The sequence below is a fragment of the Halorubrum sp. 2020YC2 genome (genome assembly GCF_018623055.1).
GTDB lineage: Archaea > Halobacteriota > Halobacteria > Halobacteriales > Haloferacaceae > Halorubrum.
Genome location: NZ_CP076019.1, coordinates 1,954,502 through 1,970,937, shown reverse-complemented (window position 1 = coordinate 1,970,937; position 16,436 = coordinate 1,954,502). Strand labels below are relative to the sequence as shown.

Below are 16,436 nucleotides of genomic sequence, written 5' to 3'. Positions count from 1 at the left end.
CGTTCGTCCTTACGAGGCCGTCACGAGGACGAACGCGAGGAGACCGACGAGGAACTCGATCAGAGTAAACACAAAGCCGGTTAGTTTCACTCGGCGCCCATAGGTGTCGAGTTCGTCGCGGGAGTACAGGATTGTGACGAGACGCGACGGATGCCGGAACGGGCTCGGTGGCCGTGGGTCGGGAATGCGCTCACGGAGTCGTCCGTACTCGGTAACCGACCAGATGCCATAGAGCGTGAGCCCGAGTAAGAACCCGAGTGCCGACAGAAGGGCCGCGAGTAACGCGAATCCGACCGGGGTAGTCAGACTGACCCGTATCGACGACTCCTCAGAGCTCAAGAGAAGCGCCACCATAGTTACGAGAGAAACGAGGAAAACGGCCGGTGTGAACAACATGAGACGTTTGCTAAATCGAGACAACGTGTTCCGTTGGACGCCGGACGCCGTCTCATTTCGAGTCGGCTCTCGCTCGCTCGCCTGACGGATCCCCGTATTTTGGCCGGGACTACGCGCGCCGATCGCATGGAGCGTTGTCAAGAGTGCCAGAAGGCCCCCGAAACCGATGAATTTGAACGGAGCAAACGTCGTTTGTCGTTCGAGAAATGCTCTACTGGGGTTGTCGGGGTCAACGTAGGCCGTCGCCGTCACGTTCGGCTCGTACGGCTCGATAACGCGCTGAGCGTCGCCCCGGACGGTGTACATCGGCCTCGTTGAGCCCGGGAACACCTGTTTGCTCGTATATTCTCCCCCCTGATATTCGTAGGTATGTTCGACTGAGGCGCGATAGTAGAAGCGACGCCCTTCAGACCTGGTAATCTCCGCGTCGACGACAGTCGTCTCCACAGCGACAGCATCATCGACGGCGTTCGATTGCCGGACGTAGTCATACCCCCCATACCCGGCGATACCGAGTCCGAGGACGAGCGCGATAAGGATCACCGGCGTAACCGTGACTGCCACTCCACGGACGGTACGCTGCATGTTGCTCGGACATTTTTGAGAGAACAAGTAAGCGTAAACGGAGTGTTTCAACAGTAGCAACGCTAGTGAGAACTTTTATTTCAGTAACAGATACCAACAGAGGATCACGGAGAGAGACAAATGGCCCCGCTAGAAAGCCCTCCAACAGCAGCCGCTCAGGACAACGTTTCAAACGAAACCACAGCAAGCGGTCCACGACTCTATCTTGACGGTGTCGGGAAGCAGTACGACAACCTCTGGGGCGTTCGTGACGTGTCGGTAGAACTCGGACCGGGTGTGGTGGGTCTTCTCGGTCCGAACGGCGCTGGGAAGTCGACGCTGATGCGACTCATCACGACGTATCTCGCCCCGACAGAAGGCACGATTACGTTCGACGGGACTGATGTCGTGGCCTCTCCGAACACGCTCCGAGAGAACGTCGGCTACCTCCCACAGAACTTCGGTGTGTATCCGGAGCTCACCGCCGAGGAGTTCCTCTCGTACCTCGCGGCGATCCGGGGGCTCAAACGGGAGGAAGCCCGTGACCGTATCGACGACCTACTCGATCTTACCAACCTTCGTGAGGATCGCAAGAGACGACTGGGTGGGTTCTCAGGCGGAATGCGTCAGCGCGTCGGGATCGCTCAAGCGCTGTTGACGGATCCCGACCTTCTCGTGGTTGACGAGCCGACGGTTGGCTTGGATCCCGCAGAACGCGTCCGGTTTCGGAACGTCCTCTCATCACTCGGGGACGACCGCGTTGTCATCCTCTCGACGCATATCGTCTCTGACGTTGAAGCAACAGCGACCGAAGTAGCAGTCCTCGCGGACGGACGGCTACGTGCTCACACAACACCAGAGCGATTGCTCGATGAGGTTACTGACCGCGTTTGGGAGGTCGTTGTCTCACAGAACGAACTCCAATCTGTCAAGGCAAACTACCTCACAAGCACGACGACGAGGCGAAGCGACGGCGTCCACGCACGCATCGTGACAGAAGACCCGCCCCGGAACGCAACTGCTGTCTCACCGACTCTCGAAGAAGCCTATCTCGATCTGCTGGGTGGGTCGGCTGAGGCTGTCCCGGGTGATGACCGGTGACCGTCGGTCGGAAAGCCGTTCAGGTGGCACTTGCTGATCTTCGACGACGCCTACGCTCGCCGAAGTATCTCGTAATCCCGGTTCTCATCGCATGGTTTGCCCAATCGCTCACGTCAGACACGACGCAGTTGGTCGTCGCCGGAGAGTACACCGGCGTTCAAAATGCGGCGTGGTTCGGTGGAATGGTTGCCACGATGGGGACCTTTCTGCTGTTTGTGTTCGGGTTTACATTGGTGCGTGGAGCCGTAACCCGAGAAGATGAGACGGGGGTCGGAGAGCTTGTCGCCACATCTCCAATCAGTAACGGAACATATCTCGTTGGCCGATGGCTCGGTTACCTCCTATTGCTCACGCTAGTAACTGCGCTTCTCGCCTTGGCAACCGTCGCTGCCTACGCGCTTCACGGAACTGGGACATTCGATTTCTGGGCGCTTGCTTCGCCGTTCGTGTTCCTGACGCTGCCAGCGATGACGCTCGTCGCCGCGGTTGCGGTGCTGACGGAGACGTTCCGGTCGCTCCGAGGGACGCTCGGCTCTGTGCTCTATTTTTTCGGCGCCCTCGGCGCATTCGGCATCGCGTCGCTAGGGTCCAGCGTTACGTACGGTCCCACCGGACTGGCGGTCGTCCGGAACAGTATGGTTGAAGCAGCGGGCGCTGACCCCACCGTATTTGAGAATCGCTCGTTCGCGTTCACAGGCGATCCTGGTAGTGTGACGATGTTCACGTGGAACGGCATCGAGTGGGGAGCAGCTGAGTTGCTTAGTCGTGGTCCGACGCTAGCAGCAGCCGGTATTGGATTAGTCGGTGCCGCAGTTGCGTTCGATAGATTCGAGCCCTCGCCTGGGATCCTCGAACGGATAACGGAGACACTCTTTGACAAGGATAGATCTCAAACTGACGAGGACGGAACCACGAATCGACGTGCCCCGGCCGACGAGGTGACGACACACCCATCTGAGATCAATCTCCAGCCGGTTTCACCGAGTCCGAGTCGGGTTCCGGGCCGTCGAATGCTAACCGCCGAAATGCGTATCGCGCTTCGAGGGCAGCGGTGGTGGTGGTATCTCGGGGTCGGGAGCTGTATCGTTGCCGGACTACTCACACCGATACGCGCCGCCCGAAGCTTTGTCCTCCCTGTAGCCTGGCTCTTCGGTCTCTCGGTGTGGGCAGGGCTCGGCGTCCGAGAGCAACGCTACCGGACTAGTGAATTAGTCTTCACTTCGGCGTATCCACTTCGACAACTTGCGGCCACGTACATCGGTGGCGTTTCCATCGCACTTCTCTCTGGGGCCGGGGTCCTCGTAGCGCTCGTTCTGGCAGGCGAGTTCACTACCGTTGGCGCAGTCTTTATCGGTGCCTGTTTTATACCGGCACTCGCAATTACAAGCGGTGTCTTGCTCGGTACGTCACGAGTGTTTGAGGTGCTTTTCCTCTCATTGTGGTATCTCGGGCCGATGAACGCAGTCTATTCCCTCGATTTCATCCCCGCGCATCCGGAAACGGTCGCACGGGGAACACCGATTTGGATAGCGATTGCGACCGTACTTCTGCTGATCGCCGCCGCTGTCGGACGAAGCCGAAAAACTCAGAAATGAATTTGAAGTGACAACTACCGATAGAGTCCGCCACACCTCTCATCACACTACTGTTTCCGGGCTGGTAACAGAGACAACGAAGTTATGGCTGAATCACTCGAACGACAAACGTAATCAACCGCAATGATCGCTGTAACCGGCCGACGGTTCAACGCAGTTCTACCTAGAAATCCGAAAGCAATGGCTCTCCACCGATGCTATTCTCATTAGGAACGTCGGTAGCCGTTGATGTCGTTGTCGTAAGCCTCCTCTCGTGGGTAACATGGCAAACGACGAAGGACCGATCCCCGCCAAACGCGGTTCCCTTTGCGCTCCTGACTAGTAGTCTGTTAGTATGGGCGCTTCTTTCCCTGATCTCTGAGTTTCCGAATGCGTGGGGTGTCGGATCGAATTTCGCTGCTATCGCACAGATCGTTCCGATCGTCTTTCTCCCTGCGATCTGGTTGGTCTATGTGCTGGGGTACATCGGCCGAGAGACGGGATTCACCCGCCTCCGAGGCGCTTTGTTCGTTCTCCTCGCGCTCCCGCTGGGCGGTGCAGTAGCCACGTTCGAAGGTGACCCAACGGGAGAAGAGATACGTCGGTCATTGGCGTCACTCGTCGGCACAGAGATATCCCTGATGTTCCTGATTTACGTCTACGCGGCATTTCTCTTCCTCAGGTACGGGTGGAACCACGGACGCGTTTCGAGGACACAGGTCGGGATCCAGCTCGGAGCAGTCTCAGCACCATACATTGTTGGTGGCTGGCTCGACGGGAGTTCCATCATCGACGGCGTCACGGGCGGTTTGTTGGTCTCGGGAGTCCTGCTCACCGCCGCGGTCCAACGCTACCCGGTGTTGACAGGGTTCCCAAAGGCGGATTATGTCGCCCGGTCACGCGTCGTTGAATCGCTTCAGGAAGCGGTCGTCGTCGTGGACTGGGAAGCAAATATCCTCGACGCCAATGTAACAGCTGAAGGCTTGTTTGGCTGGACGACACGAGACGTAGTCGGGACGCCACTCAACGCGGCCGTTGACGGTATCGGCGGAGTCGACCTATCGGCGGGCACCACAGAGGTCGTCTCGCTACAAACGACCAAGGGACGGCGTCAGTTTCAGTTCACGGTCTCCGACGTCGAACGCGACACGAGTGACGACGGTGGGGAGCCGGTAGCGAGGACAATTGTGTTTCGAGACGTGACCGACCAACGAACCCGTGAGCAGCGACTCTCAGTACTTAATCGAGTGTTGCGACACAACGCTCGGAACAAACTCGACGTGATCTTAGCCCACGCGGACCACGTAGCAGACGATACACATCGTACAGCGATTCGAAGTAGTGCCACAGACCTCGCCTCAGTCAGTCGGAAAGCGCGGGAAGCCGAAGCAGTCATGACCGATAGCGTCGGCGCTCCGTCGACGGTCGATGTTGCTGCTGTCGCCCACGAGGTCGCTGCGACAGCGCGAGATGACTACCCGGAAAGTAGTGTCACAGTCACCGCGCCGGAGCGGCTCCACCTTACTACCTATCGGACTGTTGTACGTCGGCTCATGACTGAACTCGTCGAGAACGCCATCGTTCACTCAGACGATCCCGCACGGGTCGACATCGAGGTTCAAACGACTGCTGATGACGTCCCGCAGCTCCGAATCGCGGACAACGGTCCGGGGATCCCCGACCGAGAGCGTGACCTACTGACCGAATCGAGCGAAACGCAACTCGAACACGGACTTGGTGTCGGACTTTGGTTCGTCAATTGGGCGGTAAGCCAACTCGGGGCGGAGCTTGAGTTCCAGTCTACTGGCACCACAGGCACTACCGTAGTGGTTCGTTTTCATGGGAGCAGCGAGTCGAGGCCGACAGACCCGTGAAATATATAAGTAATATTATCTATTATGTGCTTCGACTGGAGAGAGCTCAGGGTGTTTCCGCATCGCACGGGCGCCGTTGTAGATATATACGAATATTTTTCATGAATTAACCCCTTTCCGCTCTCCGGCTGCGTTCCAACGTCGGCTTCGCATCTACGCCTTCGATCCGCGCGAACGACCGGCCGCGTCAGACGATCTTCATCATTCGCGTCTCGAACTTCCCGACGCGGACGCGGACCCACCCGGCGAGTTCGGCGTCGAGTTCGGGGTCGTCGGTGTCGACGCGGAGCGCGCGCACGTCGTCGAGTTTGGCGCGCGAGGCGACGATCCGGAGGTCACACCGCCGGATCACCGCGGGCGAAATCTGCGGGTTCCCGCGCCCGAAGACGAACCCCTGCCCGCCGATGGGAGAGACGACGATCACGTTCTCCTCGCCCAGCGCGTCGAGGATCTGCGCCTCCGTCGCGTCCCGGACGACCACCTCCCCGTCGCGCCAGACGTCGACGCCGATGGGCGACGGTTCGAAGCTGAGTTCGTCCTTGATCGCGCCCACGGTCGACCCCGGACCGAGGACGAAGGTGACGCCGTCGCCGCCGCGCTCGCGCACGTCCGCCGCGACGCCCTCCGCCAGCGACTCGACGGTCCCGCTCGCGGTCTGTTTCGACGACTGGAGGTCGTCCGCGACCGGGACGTGCGCGACGCCCCGGAGCGTCGGGTTCACCTCTCCCTCGCGGTAGGCGTCCTCGTCGATGTCCATCACCTCGCGGCGCTCGGTCCGCGAGAACGACGCGGCGACCTCGGCCGCGTCCTCCGGCGACACCGCGAACACCGACGAGTACACTTTCACGCCGGCGGGCACGCCGAGCATCGGCACGTCCGTGCCCTCCAAGGCCTCCGCGACGTCCGCGGCGGTCCCGTCGCCGCCGACGAACAAGACGAGGTCGACGGGGTCGCCGCCGGTCTCGCTCGACGCGTCGGCGTCGTCGGTCCCCGCGAACGCCCGCACGACCGCCGCGGTGTGCGCCGCGGTCGTCTCGGTCGGCTCCGGGGGATCGCCGTCGAACGGGTCGACGACGCGGACCGGGTCGAAGCCCCCCTCGCGGACGACGGACTCGCCCATCGGGTCGGCCGCGACGGAGACGGTCGTCTCGGGGGCGACCGCGGCCAGCCGGTCGAGCGTCCGCTTCGCCCGGTCCGGGGCCCGCGGCTCCGCGCCGCGCCCGACCGCCTCGGCCACCTTCCCGTCGGTCCCCTTCAGTCCGACGCGGCCCCCCATCCCGGCGACCGGGTTCACCGCGATCCCCACGTGCATGCCCGACGTTCACCGCGCCGGCCCCTTAAGCGAGACGCGTCCGACCGAGGCGCGCCGGTCCCCCATCCCGGCGACCCCGGAGCCCCGCCACCGACCCGGTCGAGACATAAAGCCCCCCAACAAGGAGACACGGGAACCAATCGGCGTCCGCTCCTCACGACAAGCGCCGGTGGAGCGAGCCCGCCATCGGCCACGCGATCCGCTCGTCTCACCGGGACTGGATCCCTTCCGCGGTAGCTGCCACACGCCCACGCCGTCCGGTCCCGTTTTCGCGCGGCGCGACGCGGTCGCGGGGACCGTCGCCGCCCCCGTGGCGGCGGGACGAACCGCGCTCGCCCCGTTCGAGAATCAACGCTTAAGACGCCCCCAAGACAACTCCGGGACATGATCCTCGAAGCCGTCGCGACGGAGCCGCTGCCGATCACCGAGACCGCGGTCGCGGTCCTGCTCGCGAGCCTCGCCCTCGTCGTCGTGTGGGTCGCGTACCTGTACCGCTGACCGAGCCGCCGCTCGACGCTGGGGCGCTCAGACGCCCTCGTTCTCGACCGAGTCCGCCTCTCCTTCCTCGACCGCGTCGGTTCGGTCGCGGATCCACGCCGCCGCGCGCTCGGCCTCCGCCTCGCCCTCGGCGGTGATCTTCACGGTCACGACCTCGCCCGGATACGACCCGACCCGCACGTCGAACCGCTCCCGCAGCGACGCGATCCGGTCGAGCAGTTCGCTCTCCGGCTCGTCGACGTCGACGGTGAGCACGTGGGTCCGCGTCCCCGCGAACTCGTCTTCGACCGACTCGAACATCGCTTTCATCTCCCCCGGAACCCCGGGGAGGACGTAGACGGACTCGACGACAGCGCCGGGCGCGACCCCCGCCTCGTTCGGGAGCGGCCGGCAGTCGGCGGGGAGGTGCGTCGTCTCCGCCGCGAGGTCGCCGCCGCTGTACCCCCGCTCGGCCAGCCACGCCGCCGCCTCCTCGTTCTCCACGAGGTCGCGTCCGAACGCGGCCGCGACGGACGCCATCGTCACGTCGTCGTGCGTCGGACCGAGCCCGCCGGTGACGAGCACGGCGTCGTACTCCGCGCGGTACTCGTTGACGACTCGCGCGATCTCCGCGACCTCGTCCGGGACGACGGTCACCCGGCGGACCCTGACCCCGCGGGCGTCGAGGCGGTCGCAGAGCCAGGTGGCGTTCGTGTTCTCTGTGTCCCCGACGAGGAGCTCGTCCCCGACGGTGACGACGGCGGCGTTCATACGGAATAAAAGCGGCGCGCGGTAGAAAAGGACCGCGGCGCGGGCGACGGGGGTGAGTCCCGGCGGTCGCGCCCGCTAGAGCCAGCCGTCGTCGTCCTCGTCGTCGTTGACGCCTAATCCGAGGTCGCGGCGGCGCTGGCGGAGCGCCTCCAGCTGTCGCCGGAAGTAGAGGGTCCCGGCGACCGCGGCGACCGCCCCGATGACGAGGATGACGCCGAACACCACCAGGTCGCCCTCGCGGTACGACTGGACCACTACCGACCCGCTCGTCACCTCGTCCCAGACGATCCGGTCGCGGTCACCGACCGTCTCGACCGAGTGGTCGCGCGGCGAGACGTGGCCGACGATCGGGACGTCCGTGCTGAACTCCGGCGGGAGCGTCACGGCGTACGACCCCTCGACGTACGCGCGCATCGAGAAGCGGCGCGGGGACCCGTCGCCGGAGAACGCGAGCTTACCGCCGGCCATGTCGTCCGCGAAGCGGATCCACGTCTCGTCGGTCGTCCGCTCGACCTCGCCGCCGCGGGCGCGGAACTCGCTGCCGGTGATTACCTCGCCGTCGGGGTACCGGTACCGGAGCGCCTCGAACTCCATCGGCTGGTCGCCCGCGTACGGCGTCTGTCGGTACAGCCGCATCTCCTCCCGGTCACCGACGGCGTACACGACGGTGTAGGTCGCGTCCGTGGAGAGGTCGAACGCGGCGTCGCGGTCCGTGTCGAAGTCGTACCCACGGGGCGGCTCGGCGTCGAGCGTCTCGTTCCCCACCTCGCCGCCGCCGGTCGCGTAGCCGAGACAGCCGGCGCTGACCGCGAGGAGGGCGACCGCCGCCACCGCGAGCGCGAAGCGTCTGTTCACGGTTGAGTTGGTTCAGACGACACAGCGCATCTCCGCGGGGAGGTACGAGCCGATGGCCGCGAGCAGCCCCGGCGGGTCGGTCCCCTCCGCGCAGACGATACTCTGTTCGAGGAGCCCCAGCCGCTCGACGGTGACGATGTCTTGGGCGTGGCCCGCGCGGTTCACGGTCGCGCGCGTCTCGCCGCGGGTCGCGGAGTTGACGTTCACCCGCCCGTCGCCGCGCTGCCAGTCGTAGAGGCGGTCGCGCTCGGCGTCCGCGAGCCGGTTCGGCTCTGCGTCCGACTCACCGGCGTCGCCGCCGTAGACGAACCGCATGGGAAGGTGCTGGACGAGGCCGAACCGCTCGACGACCTGCTCCGGCGAGCCGACGCCGAGGCCGAGCTCGTCGGCCGGGACGAACACGTCGACCCCGGCGTCGAGGGTGAACCCCACGTCGTCCCACGACTCGAGGGTGCCGACGTGCTCCTCGCCGGCCTCCAGCCCGCCGTCGTGGGCGACGACCTCGCCCCACGTCTCCGCGAGGACGTTGCGCGCGACCGGGGCGTCCTCGCCGGTCACGTCCACCTGAACGAACTCGTCGTCGCGGACGCCCACGTTCCAGTCGACGTCGAGCTCGCCGACGTCGTTGGCGACGAGCGAGTCCATGCCGTCGAGCGCGCGGTCGCGGGCGTCGCCCTCGACGTAGCACTTGGTTGCGAGGACGACCATCAGCCGGTCACGTCCACGTTGAGTTCGTCTCGGAGCGCCTCGATGTGCTGGTCCATCGCGTCGCGGAGGCGGTCGTTGTCCATCGCGTCCAGCGGCGAGCCGCACTCGGGGCACTCGAAGCCGAAGTCCATCGCCTCCCCGAACTCGAAGCGGATCGAACACACCTCACAGAGGTAGAACTCGTGGGTGCGCTCGTACTCCTCGCGCTCTTCGAGGGCGTCGAGCAGCCGGTACATCTCCTCTTCGAGGTTCTCCGGGATGTTGTCGTAGTGGAACGTCCACAGGTACGTGAGCCAGCCGGAGTCCTCGTCTCGGACGCGGCGGTACGTCGCCAGGTCGTTCTCGTACAGGATGAACAGCGCGCGCCGCACGTCGTTGAGCTCCAGCCCCAACTCCTCGGCCAGCTCCTCGTCGGTGACCTCGCCGTCGGGCGGCGCGGCCGCGACCGGCATCCCCGTCGGCCCCACCAGCTCGTGGAGGTACTTCTGGATGACGGGGTCGTTCAGTAGATCCTCAAAAGCCATTACGGGAAACTGGTGGTGGAATCGGGTTAAAACCTCCGAAAGGCGCGGTTGTCCCCGCCGCGCCGCCCGCCGGGACCGCCACCGGAACCGCGCCGTCCAGCCCGTCCCCGACCCACCGCCGGACCCCCCTCGAATCCCCGCCCACCCGCGGGTCCGGCAGAGCTTTACGCGCCGTGGCTCACACTCGGGGATATGACGGACTCGGTCGACGGACGGGGGCGACGCGCGCTCGGCGCCGGCGCGCTCCTCGCCGTCCCGGCGGTGCTGGCCGCGGTCCCGCTGGTCCCGATCGCCGCGCTGCTCGGTCCCGCCGGACTGGGCGCGCTCCCGGTCGGCGCGCCCGGCGGACTGCTCGCGGCCGCCGTCACCGGTCCCGTCGGCTCCGCGCTGCTCGGCCCGGTCCTCGTCGACCGACGGATCGCCCGGCTCCCAAGCGCCGACCTTGACGAGCGCCGCGCCGACTTCGTCGACGACCGCGTCGAGGCGCTCGCCGCCGAGGTCGGCGTCGACCCGCCGCCGGTGACCGCCGTGCGCGCCGACGCCGCGAACGTCGCCGTCGCGGACGGCTACCGCGGCGCCCGGCTGGTGGTCTCGACGCGCCTGCTCGCCCTCCCGAAGGCCGACCGCGACGCCGCCCTGCGACACGCGCTCGTCAGGCTGCGGACGCGGCAGGCGCTGCTCACGACCGCGGCGCTCCCGGCGCTCGCGGCCGTCGAGACCGCGGCGCTGCTCGCGACGCTGCTCGTGGGACGGCGCGGGGACCGCACCGCCGCGGACCGGCGCGTCAACCGGATTCACGGGTACGAGCCGGACCGCGAGCGCGTCCCCTCGTGGGCGTACGCGGTCGCCGGAGTCCTCTGCTGGCTGCTGCTCCTCCCGGCGTGGGTCCCCGCGACGGTCGGGGACCGGCTCGCCGTCGCCGGCGGGCGCCGCGCCGCGGACGCGCTCGTCGCCCGGGCGGGGACCGAAGAGCGGGACGGGCTGGGCAACGCGGTCGCGTTCGCGAGCGACGCCGCGGGCGCCGGCGACTGGCCGCCGCTCCTCGACCGGCTCTCCTTCGTCTCCATGGCCGACGCCGAGACGGGTCGCGTCCGCGGGACGAGCCGGCAGGAGGCGCGGACGCGGCTCGCCCGGCTCCGCTCGAAGCGCGCGCTGTAGCGGCGGCGCGCGTCCGAGGGCCCGGCTCGCCTCACGGGTGCGTCGGGACCTCGAGCCGGACGGTCGTCCCGTCCTCGTCGGTGTCGATGTCGAACTTGCCGCCCGCCTTCCCGACGACCCAGTACATCAGCCAGATGCCGAGGCGGTCGGCGTGCGTCAGCGAGGTCTCGCCCGCCTCCAACACCTTCGTCTCGTGGTCCGGGATCCCCGGACCGTCGTCCTCCACCTCGACCGCGACCCGCTCCCGCGGGCGGCGTTCGACGCGCACGTCGACCGACGGGGCCGCCGCGTCGTTGTGTTTCACCGCGTTCTCGACCGCCTCCTCGACCGCGACGGGCAGGCCGACGACCGTCACCTCGATCGGGTCGTCGTCGGGCAGCGACAGCGTCACCTCCGCCTCCGGGTAGCGGTCTCGGACGCGGGTCCGCAGCTCGATCAGCTCCTCCCGGAGGTCGACGGCCGCGTCCGCGGCCGACGCCGAGAGCGTCTCGTCGACCGTCCGAACGGTCGCCGCGATTCCGGTCAGGTCCGCCGCCGTCTGCGCGATCACGTCGAGCGACCGCCGACGCGTCTCCTCGTCCGGGTCGTCCCGGAGGAGGTCCGCGTACCCCGAGATGAGGTTCATCTTGTTCCGGAGGTTGTGGTTGAGCACCCGCGTCATCACCTCTAGGCGCCGCTCCCGGATCTTCCGTTCGGTGATGTCCGCCTGGAACCCCACGTAGTGCGTGACCGACCCCTCCCCGTCGCGGATCGGGGCGATCGAGAGCCGGTTCCAGAACTTCTGGTCGTTCGCCCGGTAGTTGAGCACGTCGACGCTCACGGGGCGCTCCTCGTCGAGCGCCGCTCGAATCTCCGCCCGCGTCTCGTCGCTCGTGGCCGGTCCCTGAAGGAACCGGCAGTCCGTTCCGAGAACCTCCTCGCCGTAGCCGGTCAGCGCCTCGAACTCCTCGTTGAGGTACACGAGCGGGTTGTCGTCGCCCGCCGCCGCCCGCGCGAGGGTGATCCCGACGGGCGCCTCGTCCATCGCCCGCTCTTTGAGCCGCAAGTCCGCGACGGTCCGCCGGAGCCGAAGCGAGGTCTTTCGTCGCTCGACCAGGTTCGAGACCCGCGCGAGCAGCGCCCGCCGGCCGACCGGAAGCTCGATGACGTCGTCGACGCGCTCCCACGCGCCGTCGGTCGCTCCCGCCCGCGCTCCGTCGCTTACCAGCAGCACGAACGGGAGGAACGCGGGGTCGGCCCGCTCGCGACGCGAGCGCACCGCGTCGGCGGCGCCCTCGAACGCGTCCGCGTCGAGGACGCAGCAGTCGAACTCGGCGTCGAGCGTCGCGGGGTCGGTCTCGGTTCGGATCCGGTACCGCTCGCCCAGCGCCTCGGCAAGCAGTTCGCGGTCGCGGTCGGCGTCCATCAGGAGGAGGACCGTCGTGTCGTCGCTCGGGGCCTCCGCGCCGCTCCGCTCGGGCTCGAGGGCCCAACCGCGGCCTCCCGAGGCGCCGTCGGCCGGGGCACCCCCGTCGCCTCCCGCGGCGGCGCCCCCTCGTCCCGAGGCGTCGCCCGCCTCGCGCTCCGCGGACTCGTCGCCGTCGGCGGTGCCGTGTACCCAGTCCGGCTCTGAGTCCATCGTCCCTACGTAGACGGTCGGTACGCACTAAGAACTACCCATTTATATGACGAGCCCTCCCGATTGGTGAGGTATGGCACCACCGCTATCCGAACGAGCGTCGACCGGTATCGCCGGGCTCGACGAGGTGTTGTCCGGGGGGTTCGTCCCCACCCGGAGCTACATGGTCCGCGGCCAGGCGGGGAGCGGGAAGACCATCCTGAGCCTCCACTTCCTCCAACAGGGGATCGACGAGGGGGAGACGGCGCTCTTCATCAACCTCGAGGAGGACCTCCGCGACCTGAAGGCGAACGCGGCCGCGCTCGGCTTCGACACCGACGCGATCGAGTTCCTCGATCTGAGCCCGAGCGCCGACGCGTTCGTCGAGGACGAGTCGTACGAAGTGTTCTCGCCGTCCGAGGTCGAACGCGAGCCGCTGACCGAGCGGATCGTCGAGGGCGTCACCGCGGTCGAGCCGGACCGGGTCGTCGTCGACCCGCTGACACAGCTCCGCTTCCTCCTGTCCGACGACTACCAGTTCCGGAAGCAGGTGGTCGGGTTCATGCGCTTCCTGAAAGACCGGGGGGCGACGGTGCTTTTCACCGTCCAGAACACCGAGTCGCTGCCGACCGACGACCTCGAGTTCATCACCGACGGGACGGTCCGGTTGGACGCGGCGTCGTACGGCAAGACGGTCAGCGTGCCGAAGTTCCGCGGCTCGGCCACGCAGGGCGGCGACCACGCCTACCGGGTCACCGACTCGGGGATCGAGGTGTACCCCGCGCTCCGGCCCGGGACCCGCAGCGGCGACGACGCCGAGTTCGAGCAGGTATCCTCCGGGATCCCCGAGGTCGACCAACTGCTCCACGGGGGGATCGAGCGCGGGACGGTCACCATCGTGAGCGGGCCGACCGGCGTGGGGAAGACGACCCTCAGTACGCAGTTCATGAAGGAGGCCGCGGGGCGGGGGAACGCTCCGTCATCTACCTCTTCGAGGAGAACCGGAAGACGTTCCTCTCGCGGTCGCGGGCGGTCAACATCCCGGTCGACGAGATGCTGGAGAAGGGGACGCTTCAGGTGAACGAGGTGGAGGCGTTAGAGCGGTCGCCACAGGAGTTCGCGCGGATGGTCCGCGACGAGGTCGAAGGCGAGGGCGCCGACATCGTCATGGTCGACGGCATCTCCGGGTATCGGCTGACCCTGCGCGGCGAGGACGAGACGATGCTCCAGCAGATGCACGCGCTCGGTCGCTACCTCAAGAACGCGGGCGTGACGGCGATCTTCGTCGACGAGACGCGGAACGTCACCGGGGAGTTTCAGGCGACGATGGAGAACGTCAGCTACCTCGCGGACAACATCGTCTTCCTCCGCCACCTCGAGATCGACGGCGAACTCCGCAAGGCGATCGGCGTCTTGAAAAAGCGGACGAGCGACTTCGAGCGGACCATCCGCGAGTTCGAGATTACGGAACACGGGATCACCGTCGGGGAGCCGATGTCGGGGCTCCGCGGCATCCTGAGCGGCACGCCGGAGGTCGTCGAGGAGGACCGGCGGCGCGGACCGGATCGCGGCGACCGCGACGAGTAGGCGAGGGGCGGACGACTCAGTCGCGGTCGTCGGCCTCGTCGCCCCCGTCGCCGTCGGAGTCACCCTCGGCGTCGACCACCGTCTTGCCGGTCGCCTCCGGCACCACGCGTCGGTCAGCGTCCGCCCACTCGCGGTCCAGTTCCGCCCCCTCGAACAGGCGGTCGAGGAACACCGCCAGCCCGGCGACCTCGGAGTGCGGCTGGTTCGTCACGCCCACGTTGAAGTCGGCGCGCTCGTACAGCGCCCACGGCACCTTCTCGCCGCCGACGACGACGAGGAGGTCCCGCGGCGGCGACGCCTCCCCGACCACCGCCGGCTCGTCGAGTCCGACCGCCTCGCGGACCTCCGCCTCGACGTCCTGAACGCGCTCGCCGTACATCGTGAGGTGGACGACGACCCCGTCGAACCCCTTGACGATCGCCTTCTGGTCTTCGCGGAGTTCGACGGCGAAGGGGCCGCCGAACCGGCCGGTGATGTCACGGACCGTCTCCGCCGACTGCCCGGCGTTGTCGGGGAATATCACCCGGTCGGCGCCGAGCGCCCGCGCCGTGAGCCCGACGTGCGTCGTCATGCGGTCGTCGCGCCCCGGCCGGTGGCCGTACCGGAGGACGACGACCTCGCGCGCATCGTTCATGTCACCGGGTGCGAGGGCGAGTCGGGTGTCGCTTTCGATGCGAGCGCGCGGTCGACGGCCGCCGCCCGCCGCAGTTCGATCCGCACTCGTGGATCGAACGGTGGTGTCGGATCGCGATGTGACCACGTAACTGGAAGTTTCATGTGGGAGGCGGTCGCGATATGCGCCATGACGAGCGTCAAGGAGTTCCGCGTCGACGAGCCGGCGACCGCCGACGGACTCGGTCGGGGGCGGTTCGTCTTCACGGACGCCTACTCGGTGTTCGACTGGGGGCAGATGCCCGACGCGGTTCCGAACAAGGGCGCGAGCCTCTGTACGATGGGCGCGTTCAACTTCGAACTGCTTGAAAGCGAGGGGGTCCCGACCCACTACCGCGGCGTCGTCGACCCCGCTCGGGACGCCGACGCGGGCGACGGGCGCGCGCCAGAGGTCGTCCCGCTCGACGAGGCGACCGCCCCGCCGACGGAGATGGCCATCGACCTGACGCAGGTGCCGGACCTGCCGTACGAGGGGCCCCACGCCGGCTACGACTACGACGCCTTCCACGCCGCGGGCGACGAGAACTACCTCGTCCCGCTGGAGGTGGTCTTCCGCAACCGCGTCCCGGTCGGGTCCAGCCTGCGCAAGCGCGCCGACCCCGCGGACTTCGGACTCGACGACCTCGGCGGCGCCGACGGCGAGTGGCCCGACGAGCCGGTCGACCTCCCCGAGCCGGTCGTGGAGTTCTCGACGAAGTACGAGGGGCAGGACCGCTACCTCGCCCGCGCGGAGGCCGACGAGATAGCGGGCGCCGCCGACGTCGACGCCCTCGAATCCCTCGCCCGCGACGTGAACCGCGTCGTCACCGACCGCGCCGCAGACGCCGGGTTCGTCCACGAGGACGGGAAGATCGAGTGCCTCTCCGTCGACGGTGAACTGCGCGTCGCGGACGTGGTCGGCACCTTCGACGAGAACCGCTTCTCGTACGGCGGCCGCGGCATCTCGAAGGAGGTCGTCCGACAGTGGTACAAGGCGAACGACCCCGACTGGGTCGCGGCCGTGAGCGAGGCGAAGGCGGCGGTCGCGGACCGCGACACCGACGACTGGCGGGAGCTCTGCGGGCGCGACCCCGACCCGCTCCCGCCGACGGTCGTCGACACCGTCTCGGACCTGTACGCGGCCGGGACGAACGCGTACACCGGCCGCGAGTGGTTCGACGCCCCTGACATCGAGACGGCGCTCGACGCGGTCGACGCGCTGTAGGGCGGGTCCGTGAACCCGGGTCGAGCGCCGCGAACCCTCACGGTCGACGAAACGCGAAGGAA

The 16,436-nt window shown here is 67.1% G+C and carries 13 protein-coding genes and 1 pseudogene; 6 read left to right on the top strand and 8 right to left on the bottom strand.

Annotated elements, in window-relative coordinates:
* Positions 1-9: 9 nt before the first annotated feature.
* Positions 10-981, bottom strand: a complete 972-nt coding sequence (locus KI388_RS09845; protein ID WP_215086468.1) for a DUF3592 domain-containing protein — start codon at positions 979-981, stop codon at positions 10-12.
* A gap of 120 nt (positions 982-1,101) precedes the next feature.
* On the opposite strand from KI388_RS09845, the gene KI388_RS09840 reads away from it, so the two are divergent.
* The 3 genes from KI388_RS09840 to KI388_RS09830 all read left to right on the top strand — a co-directional run bounded on the left by KI388_RS09840 (position 1,102) and on the right by KI388_RS09830 (position 5,509).
* Positions 1,102-2,061 carry an ABC transporter ATP-binding protein gene (locus tag KI388_RS09840; protein WP_215086467.1) on the top strand — a complete coding sequence of 320 codons (960 nt, stop codon included), beginning with the start codon at positions 1,102-1,104 and terminating at the stop codon, positions 2,059-2,061.
* Complete coding sequence (locus tag KI388_RS09835; protein WP_215086466.1) at positions 2,058-3,656, top strand: ABC transporter permease subunit; 1,599 nt, start codon at positions 2,058-2,060, stop codon at positions 3,654-3,656. The genes KI388_RS09840 and KI388_RS09835 overlap by 4 nt, the downstream gene beginning before the upstream one ends.
* Before the next feature lie 194 nt (positions 3,657-3,850).
* Positions 3,851-5,509: an ATP-binding protein gene (locus tag KI388_RS09830; RefSeq protein WP_215086465.1), complete on the top strand. Its 1,659-nt coding sequence runs from the start codon at positions 3,851-3,853 to the stop codon at positions 5,507-5,509.
* Positions 5,510-5,696: 187 nt separating this feature from the next.
* Here the strand turns inward: KI388_RS09830 and KI388_RS09825 are convergent, their stop codons facing one another.
* The 5 genes from KI388_RS09825 to KI388_RS09805 form a co-directional block, all read right to left on the bottom strand.
* Positions 5,697-6,821 carry an ATP-NAD kinase family protein gene (locus KI388_RS09825; protein WP_215086464.1) on the bottom strand — a complete coding sequence of 375 codons (1,125 nt, stop codon included), beginning with the start codon at positions 6,819-6,821 and terminating at the stop codon, positions 5,697-5,699.
* Positions 6,822-7,346: 525 nt separating this feature from the next.
* Positions 7,347-8,069 carry a competence/damage-inducible protein A gene (locus KI388_RS09820; RefSeq protein ID WP_215086463.1) on the bottom strand — a complete coding sequence of 241 codons (723 nt, stop codon included), beginning with the start codon at positions 8,067-8,069 and terminating at the stop codon, positions 7,347-7,349.
* Between the two features lie 75 nt (positions 8,070-8,144).
* A complete protein-coding gene (locus tag KI388_RS09815; RefSeq protein WP_215086462.1) occupies positions 8,145-8,924 on the bottom strand; it encodes a DUF5803 family protein in 780 nt (259 codons plus the stop codon).
* A 12-nt stretch (positions 8,925-8,936) separates the two neighbouring features.
* Positions 8,937-9,632 (bottom strand): DUF2110 family protein, encoded by a 696-nt coding sequence (locus tag KI388_RS09810; protein ID WP_215086461.1) that lies wholly within the window; start codon positions 9,630-9,632, stop codon positions 8,937-8,939.
* Positions 9,632-10,156: a transcription factor gene (locus tag KI388_RS09805; protein WP_215086460.1), complete on the bottom strand. Its 525-nt coding sequence runs from the start codon at positions 10,154-10,156 to the stop codon at positions 9,632-9,634. The genes KI388_RS09810 and KI388_RS09805 overlap by 1 nt, the downstream gene beginning before the upstream one ends.
* Positions 10,157-10,348: 192 nt before the next feature.
* On the opposite strand from KI388_RS09805, the gene KI388_RS09800 reads away from it, so the two are divergent.
* Positions 10,349-11,314 carry a hypothetical protein gene (locus tag KI388_RS09800; RefSeq protein ID WP_215086459.1) on the top strand — a complete coding sequence of 322 codons (966 nt, stop codon included), beginning with the start codon at positions 10,349-10,351 and terminating at the stop codon, positions 11,312-11,314.
* Between the two features lie 31 nt (positions 11,315-11,345).
* On the opposite strand, the gene KI388_RS09795 is transcribed toward KI388_RS09800, so the two are convergent.
* Complete coding sequence (locus tag KI388_RS09795) at positions 11,346-12,932, bottom strand: PAS domain-containing protein (RefSeq protein WP_215086458.1); 1,587 nt, start codon at positions 12,930-12,932, stop codon at positions 11,346-11,348.
* A 73-nt stretch (positions 12,933-13,005) separates the two neighbouring features.
* Here KI388_RS09795 and KI388_RS09790 point away from each other — a divergent pair.
* Positions 13,006-14,498, top strand: a pseudogene (locus tag KI388_RS09790) (ATPase domain-containing protein).
* Between the two features lie 16 nt (positions 14,499-14,514).
* Here KI388_RS09790 and KI388_RS09785 read toward each other — a convergent pair.
* Complete coding sequence (locus KI388_RS09785) at positions 14,515-15,132, bottom strand: tRNA (cytidine(56)-2'-O)-methyltransferase (RefSeq protein ID WP_215086457.1); 618 nt, start codon at positions 15,130-15,132, stop codon at positions 14,515-14,517.
* Between the two features lie 168 nt (positions 15,133-15,300).
* Here KI388_RS09785 and KI388_RS09780 point away from each other — a divergent pair, with 168 nt between their 5' ends.
* Entirely contained in the window at positions 15,301-16,374 is a 1,074-nt protein-coding gene (locus KI388_RS09780) for a phosphoribosylaminoimidazolesuccinocarboxamide synthase (RefSeq protein ID WP_215086456.1), read from the top strand.
* Positions 16,375-16,436: the final 62 nt, after the last annotated feature.

What these genes read in the sequence shown, in the direction of transcription:
- KI388_RS09780 (WP_215086456.1), top strand. Translation starts at nt 15,301, where the DNA reads ATGACGAGCGTCAAGGAGTTCCGCGTCGACGAGCCGGCGACCGCCGAC.
- KI388_RS09830 (WP_215086465.1), top strand. Translation starts at nt 3,851, where the DNA reads ATGCTATTCTCATTAGGAACGTCGGTAGCCGTTGATGTCGTTGTCGTA.
- KI388_RS09820 (WP_215086463.1), bottom strand. Translation starts at nt 8,069, where the DNA reads ATGAACGCCGCCGTCGTCACCGTCGGGGACGAGCTCCTCGTCGGGGAC.
- KI388_RS09840 (WP_215086467.1), top strand. Translation starts at nt 1,102, where the DNA reads ATGGCCCCGCTAGAAAGCCCTCCAACAGCAGCCGCTCAGGACAACGTT.
- KI388_RS09825 (WP_215086464.1), bottom strand. Translation starts at nt 6,821, where the DNA reads ATGCACGTGGGGATCGCGGTGAACCCGGTCGCCGGGATGGGGGGCCGC.
- KI388_RS09810 (WP_215086461.1), bottom strand. Translation starts at nt 9,632, where the DNA reads ATGGTCGTCCTCGCAACCAAGTGCTACGTCGAGGGCGACGCCCGCGAC.
- KI388_RS09805 (WP_215086460.1), bottom strand. Translation starts at nt 10,156, where the DNA reads ATGGCTTTTGAGGATCTACTGAACGACCCCGTCATCCAGAAGTACCTC.
- KI388_RS09800 (WP_215086459.1), top strand. Translation starts at nt 10,349, where the DNA reads ATGACGGACTCGGTCGACGGACGGGGGCGACGCGCGCTCGGCGCCGGC.
- KI388_RS09845 (WP_215086468.1), bottom strand. Translation starts at nt 981, where the DNA reads ATGCAGCGTACCGTCCGTGGAGTGGCAGTCACGGTTACGCCGGTGATC.
- KI388_RS09795 (WP_215086458.1), bottom strand. Translation starts at nt 12,932, where the DNA reads ATGGACTCAGAGCCGGACTGGGTACACGGCACCGCCGACGGCGACGAG.
- KI388_RS09785 (WP_215086457.1), bottom strand. Translation starts at nt 15,132, where the DNA reads ATGAACGATGCGCGCGAGGTCGTCGTCCTCCGGTACGGCCACCGGCCG.